Annotated in this window: 17 protein-coding genes and 1 pseudogene; 10 read left to right on the top strand and 8 right to left on the bottom strand. The window is 53.3% G+C overall.

Annotation, left to right across the window (positions count from 1 at the left end; translation table 11 throughout):
* Window positions 1-3: 3 nt before the first annotated feature.
* Window positions 4-138, bottom strand: coding sequence for a 50S ribosomal protein L34 (gene rpmH / locus L3K52_02900; protein ID UOG92687.1), 135 nt, complete (start codon window positions 136-138; stop codon window positions 4-6).
* A 232-nt stretch (window positions 139-370) separates the two neighbouring features.
* Between rpmH and dnaA the strand changes: the two genes are divergently transcribed.
* The 9 genes and pseudogenes from dnaA (at window position 371) to L3K52_02855 (ending at window position 11923) form a co-directional block, all read left to right on the top strand.
* Window positions 371-1753 carry a chromosomal replication initiator protein DnaA gene (gene dnaA / locus L3K52_02895; GenBank protein UOG92686.1) on the top strand — a complete coding sequence of 461 codons (1383 nt, stop codon included), beginning with the start codon at window positions 371-373 and terminating at the stop codon, window positions 1751-1753.
* A 221-nt stretch (window positions 1754-1974) separates the two neighbouring features.
* Window positions 1975-3084 carry a DNA polymerase III subunit beta gene (dnaN, locus tag L3K52_02890; protein ID UOG92685.1) on the top strand — a complete coding sequence of 370 codons (1110 nt, stop codon included), beginning with the start codon at window positions 1975-1977 and terminating at the stop codon, window positions 3082-3084.
* An 18-nt stretch (window positions 3085-3102) separates the two neighbouring features.
* Window positions 3103-4200 (top strand): DNA replication and repair protein RecF, encoded by a 1098-nt coding sequence (gene recF / locus L3K52_02885; GenBank protein UOG92684.1) that lies wholly within the window; start codon window positions 3103-3105, stop codon window positions 4198-4200.
* A 31-nt stretch (window positions 4201-4231) separates the two neighbouring features.
* The gene (gyrB, locus tag L3K52_02880; protein ID UOG92683.1) at window positions 4232-6664 is read left to right on the top strand and encodes a DNA topoisomerase (ATP-hydrolyzing) subunit B; all 2433 of its coding nucleotides are present in this window, start codon (window positions 4232-4234) and stop codon (window positions 6662-6664) included.
* Between the two features lie 8 nt (window positions 6665-6672).
* Window positions 6673-8713, top strand: a pseudogene (locus L3K52_02875) (M3 family metallopeptidase).
* Entirely contained in the window at window positions 8710-9477 is a 768-nt protein-coding gene (xth, locus tag L3K52_02870) for an exodeoxyribonuclease III (protein ID UOG92682.1), read from the top strand. Before L3K52_02875 ends, xth begins: the two are co-directional and overlap by 4 nt.
* Window positions 9474-9977 carry a hypothetical protein gene (locus tag L3K52_02865; protein ID UOG92681.1) on the top strand — a complete coding sequence of 168 codons (504 nt, stop codon included), beginning with the start codon at window positions 9474-9476 and terminating at the stop codon, window positions 9975-9977. The genes xth and L3K52_02865 overlap by 4 nt, the downstream gene beginning before the upstream one ends.
* A gap of 94 nt (window positions 9978-10071) precedes the next feature.
* Complete coding sequence (locus tag L3K52_02860) at window positions 10072-10941, top strand: hypothetical protein (protein UOG92680.1); 870 nt, start codon at window positions 10072-10074, stop codon at window positions 10939-10941.
* Window positions 10942-10945: 4 nt separating this feature from the next.
* On the top strand, window positions 10946-11923 hold the full coding sequence (locus tag L3K52_02855; GenBank protein UOG92679.1) for a patatin-like phospholipase family protein: 978 nt from the start codon (window positions 10946-10948) through the stop codon (window positions 11921-11923).
* On the opposite strand, the gene L3K52_02850 is transcribed toward L3K52_02855, so the two are convergent.
* Window positions 11920-12597, bottom strand: a complete 678-nt coding sequence (locus L3K52_02850; GenBank protein UOG92678.1) for an energy-coupling factor ABC transporter permease — start codon at window positions 12595-12597, stop codon at window positions 11920-11922. The genes L3K52_02855 and L3K52_02850 overlap by 4 nt on opposite strands.
* Here L3K52_02850 and L3K52_02845 point away from each other — a divergent pair.
* On the top strand, window positions 12596-12985 hold the full coding sequence (locus tag L3K52_02845) for a VanZ family protein (GenBank protein UOG92677.1): 390 nt from the start codon (window positions 12596-12598) through the stop codon (window positions 12983-12985). The two genes, L3K52_02850 and L3K52_02845, sit on opposite strands and share 2 nt — an antisense overlap.
* On the opposite strand, the gene L3K52_02840 is transcribed toward L3K52_02845, so the two are convergent.
* From L3K52_02840 to L3K52_02815, 6 genes are all read right to left on the bottom strand, one after another.
* Window positions 12982-13647 carry a DUF3299 domain-containing protein gene (locus tag L3K52_02840; GenBank protein UOG92676.1) on the bottom strand — a complete coding sequence of 222 codons (666 nt, stop codon included), beginning with the start codon at window positions 13645-13647 and terminating at the stop codon, window positions 12982-12984. The genes L3K52_02845 and L3K52_02840 overlap by 4 nt on opposite strands.
* 1 nt (window position 13648) lies before the next feature.
* Window positions 13649-14908, bottom strand: a complete 1260-nt coding sequence (locus tag L3K52_02835; protein UOG92675.1) for an ABC transporter permease — start codon at window positions 14906-14908, stop codon at window positions 13649-13651.
* Window positions 14905-15153 carry a VF530 family protein gene (locus tag L3K52_02830; protein ID UOG92674.1) on the bottom strand — a complete coding sequence of 83 codons (249 nt, stop codon included), beginning with the start codon at window positions 15151-15153 and terminating at the stop codon, window positions 14905-14907. Before L3K52_02830 ends, L3K52_02835 begins: the two co-directional genes overlap by 4 nt.
* A gap of 87 nt (window positions 15154-15240) precedes the next feature.
* Window positions 15241-16323, bottom strand: a complete 1083-nt coding sequence (locus L3K52_02825; protein ID UOG92673.1) for an ABC transporter ATP-binding protein — start codon at window positions 16321-16323, stop codon at window positions 15241-15243.
* A complete protein-coding gene (locus L3K52_02820; GenBank protein ID UOG92672.1) occupies window positions 16323-17447 on the bottom strand; it encodes a GTP-binding protein in 1125 nt (374 codons plus the stop codon). Before L3K52_02820 ends, L3K52_02825 begins: the two co-directional genes overlap by 1 nt.
* On the bottom strand, window positions 17428-17799 hold the full coding sequence (locus tag L3K52_02815; protein ID UOG93958.1) for a DUF2237 domain-containing protein: 372 nt from the start codon (window positions 17797-17799) through the stop codon (window positions 17428-17430). Before L3K52_02815 ends, L3K52_02820 begins: the two co-directional genes overlap by 20 nt.
* Window positions 17800-17906: the final 107 nt, after the last annotated feature.

Genomic DNA, 17906 nt, shown 5'->3' with positions numbered 1-17906 from the left:
ATCTTATGGAATCAAACGTGCGCGGCCTTTAGCACGACGCGCACTCAATACTTTTCGACCGTCCGCTGTTGCCATGCGTGCGCGGAAGCCGTGAGTACGAGCACGGTGAATTTTGCTTGGTTGAAAGGTTCTTTTCATGACAGGTCATCCGTTAAATCATTAAGTCAATCACTGCTACCGTTCCAAAAATATTTGATTCACGGGCAGCCAAAAAGGTTAAGTATGTTAAGGGATTGCGTGGATTTTGTCAATACCGCAATCCGGCGGTGTGCAGAGCTTGTGCTTGTGGATAACTCTAAAGCGCGTCTATAATTGCTTGTTCCAACACTGTGCTCTCCACCCGTTTCAACCACCTTGGAACCGCTTTTCTATGCTTTGGCAACAATGTTTACAGCAACTCGAACAGGAAATCCCTGACAGTGACATCAATACATGGCTACGTGCTTTGCACGCGGTTGAAAAGCGTCAGGCTTTGTATTTATTAGCCCCGAATACGATTGTGCTTCAACAAGTGCATGAACACTACCTGCCCCGAATCGTATTCCATGCACGCATTATCACCGGGGACAATGAATTTGATGTGCTCTTACAAATTGGCTCATCCGTAGCGCCGCCGCCACGTGAAGAACCCGCGCTCACGTTCCCACAACCCCTTAGACCGCTTGGCGACGCGCCGAACCGTGATCGTGGGTGGAACACCCAGCAACCGGCACCCGTGAGTGAGCGCTTTGCGAATTCGCTCAACCCGCGCATGACCTTTGCGAATTTCGTGGAAGGTAAATCCAACCAATTGGCTTGTGCCACCTCGCAACAAGTTGGGGATCACGCGGATACCGGCTATAACCCGCTGTTCATTTACGGCGGGGTCGGCTTGGGTAAAACGCATTTGATGCACGCGATTGGCAACCGCATTCTTGAATGCGACCCGGCGGCTAAGGTGATTTATGTGTACGCCGAACGTTTTGTAAACGACATGATTTCCGCCATCCGCAATTCGCGCATGGAAGAGTTCAAGCAGCATTACCGCAATTTGGATGCACTGCTCATCGATGACATTCAGTTTTTTGCAGGCAAAGACCGTTCGATGGAAGAATTTTTTCACACGTTTAATGCGCTGCTGGAAGGCCAAAAGCGTATTATTCTCGCCAGTGATAAATTCCCCCGCGATCTCGATGGCATAGAAGACCGCCTGAAAACGCGCTTCAACTGGGGTTTGACTGTGCAAATTGAATCCCCCGATCTCGAAACGCGGGTAGCGATTTTGCGTAAAAAAGCCGAAGATGCAGGGCTGCACTTGCCGAATGAGGTCAGTTTTTTCATTGGCAAACGCTTCCACTCTAATATTCGTGATTTGGAAGGCGCCTTGCAACGGGTCATCGCCAGTATGCGCCTGAAATGCACCACCCAAGTGACCTTGGATTTTGTGCAAAATGCGCTGCGCGATCAGTTAGCCAGCCAAGATAAGATGGTTTCGATGGGGAATATCAAAAAAATAGTCGCGCAATACTATAATATTCGGATAACCGACATGGATGCAAAAAGCCGTAACCGCTCGGTGGCACGTCCCCGGCAAATTGCGATGGCGTTATCCAAAGAACTGACCAACCACAGCTTGCCGGAAATTGGCGACGAGTTTGGCGGACGCGACCACACCACGGTATTGCACGCCTGCCGTAAAGTGACCGAACTGCGTGAGTCTGATCCGAAGCTGGAAGAGGAATACCGCATCTTGTTTCGGACGCTAACAAGCTGAGGATAACCACCCTGATAACCCATGGGGCAACCTGTGGATAATTGGTGGATGGAAAAGTATCCACAAGATACTAACAAAAAGGCAAGGAAGTAACCCACAGCCTTATCCTTGTGGATAAGTACAATGTGATACAGGAAAATCAGCTAGATAGCCAGGTTATCCACAATTGAGCTGCTTCCCTATTATGATTACTATTCTTTAAGATTTAAGATATATCAGTAATGAGACTAACCCAAACCCGTGAACACCTGCTCGAATCCCTGCAAGCCACCTTAGGGGCTATCGAGAAACGCCATACTGCCCCGATTCTGGAAAACGTATTACTGCGGATTCAAAGCAGCCAAGCCTTCTGGCGCGGTACTGATCTGGAATTGGAAATTGCCACCCACGCGCCAATCATGGACGGTGCCGACGGGGAGATCACTTTACCCGCTCGCAAACTCGCCGACATTTGCAAATCGCTTCCCCCTGAAAGCATTGTGAATATCGAAGTGCAAGAAGACAAACGCGCACGGGTCACTGCCGGTCGCAGTCGCTTTGAACTTGCCACCCTACCCGCCAGCGAATTCCCGGAACTGGAAGACATTGGGGATGTGCATACCCTTGAACTGCCAGAAAATACCCTGAAGCATTTGCTTGAAGCCGCCGCGTTCGCAATGGCTAATCAAGATGTGCGTTATTACCTCAATGGCCTGTTGCTGGAAGTCAACCCCGATGGTGTGCGCACGGTAGCAACCGACGGACACCGTTTGGCGCTGTGTTTTCATACCGCTGAGATGTCTGGCGTGGAACACAGCCGTCAGTTGATTATTCCGCGCAAAGGCGTATTGGAGTTATCACGTTTGCTCCGCAATGACTGCCAAGTGCCTGTACAGGTACAGAGCAGCCAAAACCATTTGCGGGTGCAGTTGGATAATTTGCGCTTCACCACTAAATTGGTGGATGGGCGTTACCCGGATTACCGCGCGGCAGTTCCGGGTGGCGGACAAATTCAGGTGGATTTGGATCGTAAAGCTTTCAAAGACATGTTGGGTCGAGTAGCGATACTCTCCAATGAGAAGTTTCGGGGGGTGCGCCTTTCTTTGAGCGAAAACAGCTTAAAAGTTGAAGCCAATAATCCTGAGCAAGAAATCGCTACGGATGAATTGGATGTGCAATACAGCGGCAAGGATTTCAGCATTGGCTTCAACGTCACTTACCTGTTGGATGCGGTCAACCATTTGCATGGGCAAACCCTGCGTTTGCATTGCAACGCCCCAGAAAGCAGTGTGTTATTGACCGACCCCGACGATGAGACAGTGCGCAACGTCATTATGCCGATTCGCCTGTAAGGTGCGGAATCCAAACGCATGTGGCTAAGCCGCGTCAGCGTTGAGCATTGCCGCGTGGTTTTGCGTGCGGAGCTGGCTTTGGCAGAACGGGTCAATGTGCTGTACGGCGATAATGCTTCAGGCAAATCCAGCGTGCTGGAAGCCTTGAGTGTGTTGTCACGCGGGCGTTCGTTTCGTACCCCACGTATTGCCGAATTAATTAGCCGGGGGGAAACCGAACTCACCGTGGCAGCCATTGTGGAAAACGGTTTATCCGGGGCGCGTTACCCTTTGGGCATCAGCAAAAGTGTGGCGGATACCCGCATTCGTATCAACCATGCTGATGTGCCGCAGCAAGCCGAACTCAGCAGCCATGTTCCCCTCACCCTGATTCACCCCGGTTCGGTGGAACTGGTCACTGGCAGTCCGACAGCGCGGCGGGCGTTTCTCGACTGGATTGCGTTTTACCGTTTTGCCGATTTCAATACTGCATGGCGGCAGTATCAGCGGGTATTGAAGCAGCGCAATACCTGTTTGCGTGATCCGCGCCAGCGTCAGGCGTTGCCGCCATGGACGCAACAACTTATCAGCTTGCAGCCCGTGCTGTACCGATACCGCGTGAACGCTCTCAGTGCCTTACTGGAAGCCTTGCAGCATACCCACGAACTGTTAGCGGCGTCAGGCACGCCGCAACTGCATCTCAGCAGCGGTTTCCCGCAAGGTATTGCAGTGGAAGACGAAACTGCCCTGCATACTTTTTTTCGTGAGAAAGCCGAACAGGAACTCAAGCAGGGTTTCAGTCTCTACGGTGCGCATCGGGCGGATTTACACATTCTGTTGGATGGGATTCCGGCGGTGCGGGTTGCGTCACGCGGGCAACTGAAAATACTCGCGGTGAGTTTATTATTGGCGCAAAGCCATGCCATTGCCGAGAGCGGTACAAAACGCGGTATAATCGCCATCGACGACTTGGCAGCAGAATTGGATGAGCAAAATCAGCAAGCGTTATACAATACGCTGCACACGACACAACAACAGTTGCTGATTACCGGCACACATCACCAACCTTTGAAGAACTGGGTGGCAGATGCCAAGGTGTTTCACGTGAAACACGGGCAAGTGTTTGCCAGCGCGTAGCCACCAAAATCACAGCAATAATGGAAAAGACATGACTGAACCAACACCTGTACCAACCTACGATTCCTCGAACATTAAAGTACTCAAAGGCTTGGAAGCGGTGCGCAAACGCCCCGGTATGTACATCGGTGATACCGATGACGGCACGGGTTTGCACCACATGGTCTTCGAGGTGGTGGATAACTCTATCGACGAAGCGCTGGCCGGTTATTGCAAGGAAGTCAAAGTCGAAATTTTCAGTGATGGCTCGGTACGCGTGTCGGATGACGGTCGTGGCATTCCAGTGGATATGCACGAAGAAGAAGGTCGTTCTGCTGCTGAAGTTATTATGACCGTGTTGCACGCGGGCGGTAAATTCGACGATAACTCGTACAAAGTGTCCGGCGGTTTGCACGGTGTGGGTATTTCGGTGGTGAATGCGCTGTCGTCCGACTTGGAATTGACGGTGCGTCGCAACGGTAAATTGCATCAGCAGATGTATAAATTGGGTGATCCGGTTGCGCCACTGGCGGTTATTGGCGATACCGAAGGCACGGGGACATCGGTGCGCTTTTGGCCGAGTGCAGAGATTTTCGCGCTGACTGAATTCCATTACGACATCCTCGCGAAACGCTTGCGGGAACTGTCGTTTTTGAACTCTGGGGTGCGCATTCACCTGATCGACCGTCGCGGCGAAGGGCGTGAAGACGTGTTTGAATACGAAGGCGGCATTAAAGCCTTCGTCGCGCACCTTAACCGCAACAAATCACCCATCCACAACAATATTATTTACTTCACTACCGAACGCGATGGCGTGGGCGTGGAAGTGGCGTTGCAGTGGAATGACTCGTATCAGGAAAACATTTTCTGCTACACCAACAATATCCCGCAGCGTGATGGCGGTTCGCATTTATCCGGTTTCCGCGCTGCCCTCACCCGCACTCTGAACAGCTACATCGAAAGTGCTGGGTTGGCGAAGAAAGAAAAAATCAGCCCAACGGGTGATGATGCGCGTGAAGGCTTAACCGCCGTGTTGTCGGTGAAAGTGCCTGACCCGAAGTTCTCATCGCAAACCAAAGACAAGCTGGTGTCGTCCGAAGTTAAGGGCATTGTCGAAGCCGCCATGAACGAACGCCTCGGCGAATTCCTGCTGGAAAGCCCTTCTGAAGCCAAGCTGATTGCGGGCAAGATGATCGAAGCGGCGCGGGCGCGTGAAGCCGCTCGCAAAGCCCGTGACATGACCCGCCGCAAAGGTGCGTTAGACATTGCTGGTTTGCCCGGTAAACTCGCCGACTGCCAAGAAAAAGACCCTGCCCTGTCCGAACTGTTTTTGGTGGAAGGGGACTCAGCAGGTGGTTCTGCCAAGCAAGGCCGTGACCGTCGTACCCAAGCGATCCTCCCGTTGAAAGGTAAAATCCTCAACGTGGAACGCGCCCGTTTCGACAAGATGATCAGCTCGCAAGAAGTCGGCACCTTGATCATTGCGCTCGGCTGCGGCATCGGGCGCGAAGAATACAATATCGCCAAATTGCGTTACCACCGCATTATTATTATGACGGATGCGGACGTGGACGGTTCACACATCCGCACCTTGCTTCTGACCTTCTTCTATCGCCAACTGCCCGAATTGGTTGAAAATGGCTACATCTACATTGCGCAACCGCCGCTGTACAAAGCCAAACGCGGCAAGCAAGAGCAATACATCAAAGACGACAGCGAGATGGAACGTTACTTGCTGCAATTGGCCTTGGATGGCTCGAACCTGCATTTGGATGCGCACTCCCCTGCGATCAGTGGCGAAGCTTTGGAAACGTTGGTGCGCCAATACAATGCCGCCAAACAAGTGATTAGCCGCTTATCACGCCGTTACGACCGTAATTTGCTGGAAGCCTTGCTGTTTGAAAGACTGCCCTCCACTGAAGACATTAATAGCGTCACTGCCGAGTCGTTTGCGGAATGGGTTGGCAGTGCCATTGCCACCATGAACACGGCGGATAATGGCGCACGCACTTACACTTCGCACTTAAACAAAATTGACGATAGCGCGTGGACGTTGGAAGTTAATCGCCGCCAACACGGTTTGGATCATCGGATTATGCTCGACCGCGATTTCTTCCTGATGCCAGAAACCAAATTGCTGATCAAAACCAACCGCGAAATGGATGGCTTGCTGGGTGAAGGTGCGGTGGTGATGCGCGGCGAACGCAAATACGAAGCGCAGCGTTTCGACCAACTGGTGGAATGGTTGATGAAAGAAGCCAACCGTGGGCTGCAAATCAGCCGCTACAAAGGTTTGGGTGAAATGAATCCTGAGCAATTGTGGGATACCACGCTGAACCCTGAAACGCGCCGTTTGATGCAAGTGCGCGTCGAAGATGCGATTGCTGCCGACGAAGTGTTTACCATGTTGATGGGCGATGAAGTCGAGCCGCGCCGTGACTTTATCGAAAAGAATGCGTTATCTGTTTCCAATCTGGACGTGTGAGGTTTCACGTGAAACAAGAAAATCCCCTGCTGGACATCAGCAAACTGCCGTTGTTTTCGCAAATCAAGCCGGAGCATGTCACTCCCGCGTTGGATGTGGTGCTTAACGATAACCGTGCGGGTTTGGAAAAAACCTTGGCACAAACAGCCGGTTTCACGTGGAACAATCTGGTTGCGCCCTTGAACGAAGCCAGCAACCGTTTGGAACGGATGTGGTCGCCCGTCAGTCATTTGAATGCGGTGGCTAACAGCGAGGAATTGCGCAAGGAATACAATGCCAACCTGTCGCGCCTCAGTGATTACCACACCGAGATGGGGCAGAACGCGCAGTTGTTTGCAGGCGATTCAGGCGATTCGGGAAAACGATACGTCGCTGGATACGGCACAGCAAAAAAGTCTGGATGACAGTTTGCTGGGTTTCAAACTCTCTGGCGTGGCGTTGCCAGCGGAGCAAAAGGAACGTTACCGCGCTATCAGTCAGGAACTCTCGCAACTGAATTCACGCTTTTCTGACAATGTGCTGGATGCCACCAATGCGTGGACGAAGCAAATTCTGGATGTGAACGAACTCGCGGGTTTACCGGAATCGGCGTTGGAGATGGCAGCGCAAACCGCTAAGCAACGCGATTTGGAAGGTTGGGTGATTACCCTGCAATTCCCTTCTTACTTCCCGGTCATGACTTACGCGGATAACCGGGAGTTGCGGGCGGAAGTTTACCGTGCGTATACCACCCGTGCGTCGGATTTGAGTGCGAACCCGGAGTGGGATAACAGTCAGGTGATGCGCGATATTCTGCGCTTGCGTCACGAAGAAGCTACCCTGCTCGGTTACGCGAATTACGCCGAATTGTCGCTGGCAACCAAAATGGCGGAAAGCCCGCAACAGGTGCTGGATTTCCTCGAAGACCTCGCACAGAAAGCCAAGCCGTTTGCCGAAGCCGAGTTTGCTGATGTGCAGGCGTTTGCGCGGGAACAGTTGGGGATGGATGAGGTGCAGGCGTGGGATGTGAGCTACGTCAGCGAAAAGATGAAACAGGCGCGTTTCGATTTTAGCGAAGAAGATTTGAAGCCCTACTTCCCTGCTATGCGGGTGATCGGCGGCTTGTTTACCTTGGTGGAAAAACTCTTCGGGGTGCGCATCGAACGGCATCAGGGGCACATCGATTTGTGGCATAAGGATGTGCGTTTCTTTTTGGTGTATGACCGTACCGATACGGTACAAGCCTGTTTCTACTTTGACCTGTATGCACGTCAGCACAAGCGCGGCGGGGCGTGGATGAGTGATTTCTGCGGACGGTTCCGGCGTGCGGATGGTTTGCAAATTCCGGTGGCGTTCATGACCTGCAATGGCAGCGCACCGGTCGGCGACAAGCCTGCCTTGCTGACTCATGATGAAGTGGTCACGTTGTTCCACGAGTTTGGGCACGGTTTGCACCACATGCTGACCCAAGTCGATTACCCCGATGTGGCGGGGATCAACGGGGTGGAATGGGATGCGGTGGAGTTGCCGAGCCAGTTCATGGAAAACTGGTGCTGGGAACGCAGTGTGCTGGATATGATTGCGGCACATTGGCAAACGGGCGAAGCCTTACCCGAAGCCTTGTTCCAAAAAATGCAAGCAGCTCGGCATTTTCAGACCGCGATGGCGACAGTGCGCCAATTGGAATTCTCGTTGTTTGATATGCGTTTGCACCTTGATCCGCAGGCGGCAGAAGCCGGTCGTCTGGAAGCCCTCCGTCAGGAGGTGCTGGAACAGGTGGCGGTGATTAAACCCCCTGCCTTCAACCGGATGCCGAACAGTTTTACCCACGTATTTGCCGGTGGTTACGCGGCAGGCTATTACAGCTACAAATGGGCGGAAGTGTTGTCAGCCGATGCGTTTGCGCGTTTTGAAGAAGAAGGCTTGTTTGACGCAGGCGTGGGCGAAGCGTTCTTGAAAGAAGTGCTGCAAGTCGGTGGTTCACGCAAAGCAATGGAATCGTTTGTCGCTTTCCGTGGGCGCAAACCTTCCGCCGATGCCCTGCTGCGCCACAGCGGTCTTACCGTATGAAAATTGCGACATGGAACGTCAATTCGCTGCGGGTACGACTGCCTCACGTCCTGCAATGGTTAGAGGCGGCTCAACCTGACGTGCTGGCGATTCAGGAAACCAAAACGGTGGATGAACAGTTTCCGCTGGCAGAGCTGGAAGCCGCTGGTTACAACGCAGTATTCGCTGGGCAGAAAACCTATAACGGCGTGGCGATTGTGAGTAAATCACCCGCCACCGACGTTGTTACTGACATCCCGGATTTAGACGACCCACAGCGCCGCATCCTTGCCGCAACTATCGACGGTGTGCGCGTGGTGAATTTGTACGTGGTCAACGGCGCAGAAGTCGGCTCGGACAAATACGCTTACAAGCTCGATTGGCTGACGAAAGTGACCGCGTGGTTGCAGCAACAAGCCGCCAGTTACCCGCAACTCGTGGTGTTGGGCGATTTCAATATTGCCCCCGAAGACCGCGATGTGCATGACCCGGTTGCGTGGGGCGAAGGTATTCTGTGCTCCCCTGCGGAACGTGCGGCGTTGCAGGCGATTCAGGCATTGGGCTTAAGCGATACCTTCCGGCAGTTTGTGCAGCCGGACAAAAGCTTTAGCTGGTGGGATTACCGGGGCGGTGGTTTTCGGCGCAATCACGGTTTGCGGATTGACCTCATCCTTGCCAGCAAGCCGTTAGCGGATGCGTGCCAATCGTGTGTGATTGACCGTGAACCGCGCACGTGGGAAAAGCCGTCTGATCACACGCCGGTGGTGGCGGAGTTTTTACGGTGATACGTTACCTGCTGATCGGCATAACTGTGTTTGTGCTAACGCTTGCGGGCAAGTGGTGGTTTGATACTCGCCTTACCACTGCCCTACCTAACGTCGCGTTAAGCCTGCAAACCCCGTGTGATTTGCGCCAAGCACCGTGTGTGGCGAGTGATGCGCAAGGGCGGAGTCTACGTTTCAGCATTAATCCCACGAGTATTCCGTTGATGGAGGAGCTGACCGTACAGGTCGACACCAACGGTCTAACAGACGTCAACAATCTACGCCTGACGGTCGAAGGCGTGAATATGTTCATGGGCTACCAATACGCCGATTTGAAATCCACCGGCGCAACGCAATTCCAAGGCAAACTCATTTTGCCGGTGTGTACGCTGGAAAGAATGGAATGGTTGGCGACTGTAGACGTCTTTACCCCCGCTGCGAAGCTGCAAGCCAAGATTCCATTCGTCACGATCAGCAGCAAAGCTTTACCGCCGTTTAACCAAAATCTGCTTGATAAATAATCAAAATAATGTGCCTTAACCGTCAGGCGTAAAAATGTTGGTGTCTGTCTGCTGAAGATTGTTATTCAGCTTGCGATAGCGTTTCATGGTTGCCATGTCAGAACGCAGTGCATTTTTCATGGTAAACAATAAAAACAATATGCCATTGTTGGCAGCCGTATTGCTATTAGCGGTTTTCAGCATCGGCTCCGCCAAATTATCGGTAACCACTCCTACACCGTTGCCAGTAGCGACGGTTAATGCCGTATCAACCGATAATTTAGCCCTGTCGGTGGGGTTAGCAAGTGATCTCGCGGTGGCGGTAAGGGATATTAGTTGGCGCATCCGCGCAGCCGATGGCAGCTACGAACAGCGTTATTTGGGGCCTTCGCCTTCGCTCAGTGTGCCTAGCGGTCAATACGAAATAACATTGTTGGTCGGCAGCTATACCGCCACTCAGACAATTAAGGTTTTGGAAGGGAAACTCAGCCGTCTCGCTTTTGCGGCCAATATCGGGCGTTTACGGATCAGCAGTTCGCACCCTGCTGATTGGAAAATTACTGCTCGACAGGGAGCGGATGCCGGAAAAGTCGTTAGCCACAGCAAGGGTAGTAAAATCCTCAATACCCTCTTGCCACCCGGTGAATACGACGTATTAGCCAGCCGTGGCGATGGTATTCAACATTCGCAGCGCTTGCGCGTCACCTCTGGTAAACTCAGTGCCGCTACTATCCAAATGCCCTCCGGCAAAGTGACATTGGTTGCAACCCTTGCTAATGGTCCCGCCCTGCGCCCGATGAGTTGGGCAGTGTATCGGCTCGATGATGGCAAGCAAACCATTGCGACCCCGCGCCGTCATTCTGCCAATCTCGAAGTGGCTCCCGGTCATTACGAAGCCGTGGCAACCTTGGATGGGCAAGAACGCCGTCGCGCCTTCACGGTATTGGCGGGAACCAGTAACCGCATTGTGATTGCAATGGATTAAACGCATGGCACATCTCCCCCGTATTGGCATTGCACTGGGCAGTGGTTCTTCGCGTGGCTGGGCGCACATTGGCGTGTTACGCGCCTTAGCCGAACACGGCATTCACCCAGAAATCGTGTGCGGCTGTTCGGTCGGCGCTATTGTCGGCGCGGCTTATGCCGCAGAGCGTTTGGATGTGTTAGAAACCGGGGTGCTGACGCTCAACCGTTTGGAACTGGTGCGCTTTTTCGAGTTAAACCCTTCGCTTAACGGTTTTGTGAACCGCGATAAGCTGCAACAGTTTTTTCACACCAACGTGTGTGATGCTAAGCAAAGCATTGAACAATTGCCGCGCAAATTTGCCAGTGTTGCCACCGATTTAGAAACCGGGCGCGAAATCTGGTTTACGCAAGGTGCGGTGCTGGAAGCGGTCTTTGCCTCCATCGCCCTGCCCGGTTTATTTACCCCTTATCGCTATGGCAAGCAATGGCTGGTGGATGGCGGTTTGGTTAACCCCGTGCCTGTGTCCATGTGCCGCGCATTGGGGGCAGAGGTCATCATTGCGGTGAATTTGAATGGCAACATTGCGCGGCGTTATGCCAACCATACCCAAAAAGCCAAATCAGAAAAACCGGCTGACGCCACCCCCAATAAAACCAGTGACGGTACAACGGCTAAGCCTGAAACGTTTGTGGATACCCTAACCACTTCATTGCGTGAATATTCCGCCGCGTTATTCCCCGATACCAACAGCAAACCCAAAGAAACGGCTCCTGGCTTGATGGATGCACTCGCCGCTTCCATCAATATCATGCAGGATAAAATCACCCGCAGCCGCATGGTCGGCGACCCGCCGGAAATATTGCTTACCCCCGCGCTGGAACACATTGGATTGCTGGAATTCCACCGAGCGGCGGAGGCGATTGCCGAGGGTTATGACACCGTGGAACGCATGTGGCCTGAAATTAACCGCCTGCTGGGAGCAAGCCCCAACAGTGCTTAACGCGGTTTATCGTCATCGATTTTGCGCAAGTAGCGGGCATCATCAAACGCCGGAATGCATTGCGGCATGTACATCACCGCAATTGCCACCAACATGCCATTGACGATGCCTTCGGGAAACATTATTAAGGGAATGAAAGGCAGGTAGTAAGTTTGCAAATAATGCGCGGTGAAAGTATCCGTCAACCACAGCAATAAGCTGCCGGTGAGTACTACCGCGACACTGCTCAAAATCGCGGCAAGAAACGCATTAATGAATACGAAAGTGAAAACATTGGTCGGCAAGCGCTGCTGGCTCCACACCAATAACTGGTGGGTGATCAGGATCGGGAGTCCGCCCATCACCAAAGTATTCAACGGTATTGCCAGCAAACCCGCATCCAAATGCCAGAATGCAATGCTGACGATCACCGTAGCCGCAAGCAGTGCTAAGCGCCAACCGAACATCAGCGTCATCACGGTCATGCCGAGTAAATGAAAATTGAGGGTGGTGCCTATGCCTGCCCTTAATAGCCAGATAACGCTTGCAAATGCAATCGCGCCCAAGTAAACATGCGTGTGTTCACGCACGTAAACCCAGTTCGCGTGACGCAGCGCACGCCCTAACACAACAAAAAGTAGGAAACTGGCAGCAATTAACCAGTCCTCATTGAAAACATTAGCAGGTATATCCATGCAAGCCATCCTCTCACGATTCACGGTTAACCCGCGACAAACCCGACTTCTACTGAAGTTTTTATTCGTCGCGCTGTGTGGACTCGGTATTGTTGCCGCGTTACTGCCGGGCGGTGGTCAAGATTTACCTTACGCCGACAAATTGATGCACGCCGCTGCCCTGTTTGGGTTTGCCCTGCTCTTGGATTTGGCAACCACGCGCAGTTTTTGGCGCTGGCAAGTACCTATACTCCTGTGCTACGGCGTTTTCATTGAAATAGTGCAAGGTTTTACCACATGGCGCTCGGCATCCTTAGCGGATGTTGCTGCTGATGCCGCCGGTATCTTGCTGTATTGGGTATTGTGGCGGTTGGCATTGCAACGCGCAGTACCGCACGATAACGGTTAATTGGGTTTAGCCGTGGTGTCATCGTCTTGGTAAATTTCTACGGAGGCGTCCTTGATTTGGTAGCCCGCCTCGGCAAGATCGGTGTGAATTTGTTCGGTGACAATCGTCCCATACACCCACACGGGTTCATACATGCGCTCTATGCCGATGCTTTTGCCTTCCAGCGGTTTGACCAGCAAAGTCTGGTTAAGCGGTGGCGGTGGGGTGTGAATGCACGCGCCAAAATACGGTACCAGCAGAAATTCCTTCACCACGCCCTTGGCTTCGTCCACTTCTAGCGGGGAAAGGAAGCCGGGAATTTTGATCTTTTTGCCATTAAGTTCAGGGTTGACCGGAGCAGCATTCAATTCGGCTTGCATTTGTTCCATCACCGCGTCTTCTGCGGGGTCGCCTTCGGGGATGGAATCAATTTGTGGCTGGTATTTTTTGACGATTTCCGCCAATCCCTGCCCCGGTAGTTCCAGATTTTCCCATTCGATTTCGGTGTATTCGCCGTTTTGTGGTGATTTCGCGGCGCTAGGTTGAGTGACGGATTTAATGGGTGTACCCACCGCAGGCGCATTGCTAGGGAGCGCGGGCGGTGTGTCTGCTTGGTTTTTTTCACCGCAAGCGACCAGCAGGCTAGTGAGGATAATGACGGGGAATAATAGTTTTGTGTTCATTTTAAACTCTTACGGTTAAACCATCTTGCAGGGAACGCCGATACGCAATTGCCCCCGGAATCAGGCTGAACAGTAACGCAAGCAGCGCCACCACTGCAAGCAACAGCCCTTCATGCCAAGTCGGGAGCCAAGTGCTCAGGTAAAACCCGTATTCCGCCATCACCCACGGACGTGCCGCTAATACCCCAACCCACACCAGCGCTGCACCCAACAAGCCACCGAATACCGCCAATACCCCCGCTTCCAGCACAAACAGCAGGAACACCTGACGCGGGTGTGCGCCCACTGCCCGTAAAATTGCCATTTCGCGCCGCCGCTCATTCAAGGTGGACAGTAGCGTGGTCAACATGCCCAGCAAGCCCGCTATCACCACAAAGCCAGTGATAATGCGCAACACGTTTTCAAACATGCCAATGGCTTGCCAGAGTTCTGCCAGCGCCACGCCGGGGACGGTTGCCAGCAAGGGTTCGCGTTTGTAGTCGTTGATTTCGCGTTGTACTCGAAACGCGGCAGCGCGGTTTTTCAGCCCGACCATGAAGGCGGTAATCACTTTAGGTTGCAGGTTTTTCTGCAAGGCGGTCTCGGCACTGATTTGATAGCCGGGGACTTTTGCACCCCCTACCCAGTCGATGTGAATGGCTTCAATGCCTTCCAGCGAGACATGCACGGTGCGGTCAATCGGCGTGCCGGTGGGTTTAAGAATGCCCACCACCTGAAACGGTTTGTCGTCATGCAAGGTAAAGCTGGTCGCGGCAGCACCGTGCGCAATCACTATTTTGTCGTGGAGTTGGTAGCCGAGTTTGCGTGCCACTTCTGCGCCCAAGACGGCATCAAACACGCCTGCAAACGGCTTGCCAGCGGCAAATTCCAGCAAGCGTTTATCGCCGTGGCGGTAGTAACGGAAATAATCCTGATTCGTGCCCAACACCCGATAGCCTTGGTGTGAATCGCCGAGGCTGATGGGGATTGTCCAGTCCACCAGCGGTTTGCTGGCGATCTCTTGGTACGATTGCCAACTGATATTGTTGGTGGCGTTGCCGATGCGGAACACACTGTAGAGCAGCAATTGCACCGGGCCACTGCGTGCGCCGACCACCAAATCGGTGCCGGAAATGGTGCTGAGGAAACTGCTTTTGGCTTCTTTGCGGATGTATTCCACGCCCAGCAACAGCGAAACGCTAATGGCGATGGAAAACAACGTGAGCAGCAAACTGGCGCGGCGATTCCACAAACTGCGGAGGGTGAGGTGAAGTAGGATCATGATTCGCGGCGCTTTTCACGCAACATGAAGCCGTACAGCCCTTCGACTTTTTCCCGCGCCCAGGGGGTTTTGCGCAGGAATTTCAGGCTGGAGGCGATGCTGGGGTCACTGGCAAAGCAGCGCACAGGGATGCGGTCGGCTAAGCCTTCCCAGCCGAAGTAGTCGACCAGCTCGGTGAGGATGGTTTGCAAGGTTAAGCCGTGCAGTGGGTTGTTGTTTTGCTTTTGGGTGGGGATTGTATTCATTTCAAGACTCTCCAATAGCCTGCTTTGGTTGAACCTACATGCTCGATACGTCCTGCGGTTTTCAATTTTTGCAGGTGATGTTTTACGCTATCGGGTGTTAGTGATAGGCGTTGAGCCAGTTGATGGCGGGTCAAGTGTGGCTCGTTGTTTTCGCGGTTGATCTTTTCGATACCACGCCCCCATGACTCGATTTAGAGTTTCACTGGTTATGGGTAGCGGCGGTTGCAATGCCCGTAGTTTGGCATGATCGAGGCGTTGTTCTGCTTGTATCATTGGTGTTGGTGTTGGTGTTGGTGTTGGTGTTGGTGTTGGTGTTGGTGTTGGTGTTGGTGTTGGTGTTGGTGTTGGTGTTGGTGTTGGTGTTGGTGTTGGTGTTGGTGTTGGTGTTGGTGTTGGTGTTGGTGTTGGTGTTGGTGTTGGTGTTGGTGTTGGTGTTGGTGTTGGTGTTGGTGTTGGTGTTGGTGTTGGTGTTGGTGATGGGTTTGTCCGATCCTTGTTGGGTTGATTCACGTCACTCAAATCCACCACGCGCGAGAAATGGCTGGCAATGTGCGGATCGTGGCTGACAAATACGATGGTACTATGTTGCGCCGCCGCTTCTTTGAATAACAAGTTTAGAAAGCCATCACGGGTATCGGTATCCAGCGCCGAGGTCGGTTCATCCGCAATGATCAATTCGGGGCTGCCGATCAGGGCGCGGGCGACGGCGACGCGCTGTTGTTGCCCCACGCTCAGGTCGGTGACGGGGCGTTCCCACAAGTTGCGATCCAGCCCCAGATGTTCCAGCAAGCGGTTGGTGGTGGCTTGCATATCCCCTGCTTGCTGCTTGCGGCGCGTGGAAAAATGGCAAGGTAACTGCACATTTTCGCGCACCGACAGATACGGCAACAGGTTGAACTGCTGGAAGATCACGCCCATGTGATCCGCACGGAAACGGTCGCGGGCAGAATTGTTCATGCTGTGCAAAGCTTGACCCAGAACGGTCAAACTGCCGCTGGCAGGGCGCAAAATGCCTGCCAGCAAATTGAGAAAGGTGGTTTTGCCGCTGCCGCTGGCGCCGCGAATAAACAGGTGTTCGCCTTGGGCGACGTGCAATGCGGCAATTGCCAGCGTGTCGCGGCTTTGCCCTTGCCAGCGGTAATGCAGGTTTTGCAGTTCGATCACGTTCATTATTTTCCAGTAGGCGTTGCAGTCTTCACAGTTTGGGTAAATGAAGCCAATAAATTGCTGACAAAAGCTTCGTCGAGGTCGGCGGTGATGAACACAAAGCGGCTGCGCTGGTCAGCGTCAGGCCATGCGGGGAGTTCCACCGAGGGGTAAAACAGGTGTTGCACCGCGTGTAGCACAATGGGGCGACCGGGGTATTCTTGCACGTTGACGATGGCTTTCATGCGTAACAGGCGGGCGCTGCAAAATTCCACCAGCGTGTCGAGTGCTTCGGAGACCCCTGCCCACGGCAAAGGCTGGTCGAATTGCAGGGAAAAGCTGCGGATGCGCCCGTCCGTGCCACCGTGCGTGGGGACGTTGGGGTTGAGGATGCCGGGTTGTTTGAGTGGCAAACTTGCGGTCACGACGCGGAAGTTTTCTGCCGCAAGCCATTGCTTGGCTTTGACGGGTTCGGATTGGTGGTAGGCGCGGAGTTTGAACACGTGGTCGGGGTCAACATTGCCGTGTTGGACGTGGACAATAGGAGCCGCAGGGTTGAGCGTTGCCAGCCGTGCTTCAAGCTGTTGGATGGCGGCAGCGTCGGTAAGGTCGGTTTTGGTGAGCAGCAAGCGGTCTGCACCCGCGACTTGACGCACGGCTTCAAAATGTTGGTCGAGCTGTCCGTTGCCGAATACCGCATCCACCGTGGTCACAACGCCATCCAAATAATGGCGTTTGGCTACCCAGTCGGAACGCAGCAGGGTTTCGAGGATCGGTGTGGGGTCGGCGATACCGGTGGTTTCGATAATTATGCGTTCATAGGGGGGAATTTTGCCGTCGCGTCGCCCCATCCACAGGTTTTTCAGGGTGGGGACGAGTGAACCTTGGATTTCGCAGCAAACGCACCCGCCGGACAGCAGCGCCATCGTACCTTGGGTGTTATCGACGAGTTGGTGATCCAGCCCGATGCTGCCGAATTCGTTCATGATTACCGCAGTAAGCGGTGGTGCGCGTAACAAACGCTCCCAAAACGACGGTTTCAACAGGTTATTGAGTACCGTGGTTTTGCCGCTGCCCAAAAAACCCGTGAGCAGCGTAATCGGGATGTGCACCTCCACCCCGTCGGGTTCACGATAAGTCGATGGCATGAGCTTTCAAGTCATCCAATGACACCAACCGCAAGCAAGCCTGATGCGTGGCACGTACCACGACCCGTGGGGCTTTTCCGGCTTTGAAGGCTTCTAACCAACGCCCGGCGCACAAACACCAGCGATCGCCGGGTTTTAAACCAGCAAAACCGTATTCGGGCATTGGGGTGATTAAATCGTTGCCTCGGTCACGGCTGTATTCCAAGAAATCCTGCGTCATGACTGCGCATACCGTGTGTGAGCCGACGTCTTGTTTGTTGGTATTGCAGGAGCCGTCACGGAAAAAGCCAGTCACGGGTTTGACCCCGCATTCTTCAAGCTCGGTACCGAGTACATTGAGGGATTCCATCATGTCCATGTGTGTGCGCTCTTGATAATGTTTGGATACCGATAGTAACCGACTGCCCCGCGTTTTTGTACCACACGGCTAAACACAAGGGTTAAAGCCGTGCCTTGCTG

The organism is Candidatus Thiothrix sulfatifontis (assembly GCA_022828425.1).
GTDB classification, from domain to species: Bacteria; Pseudomonadota; Gammaproteobacteria; order Thiotrichales; family Thiotrichaceae; genus Thiothrix; species Thiothrix sulfatifontis.
Note: the sequence above shows the minus strand (reverse complement) of the source record. Positions and strands in the feature narration are given on the sequence as shown.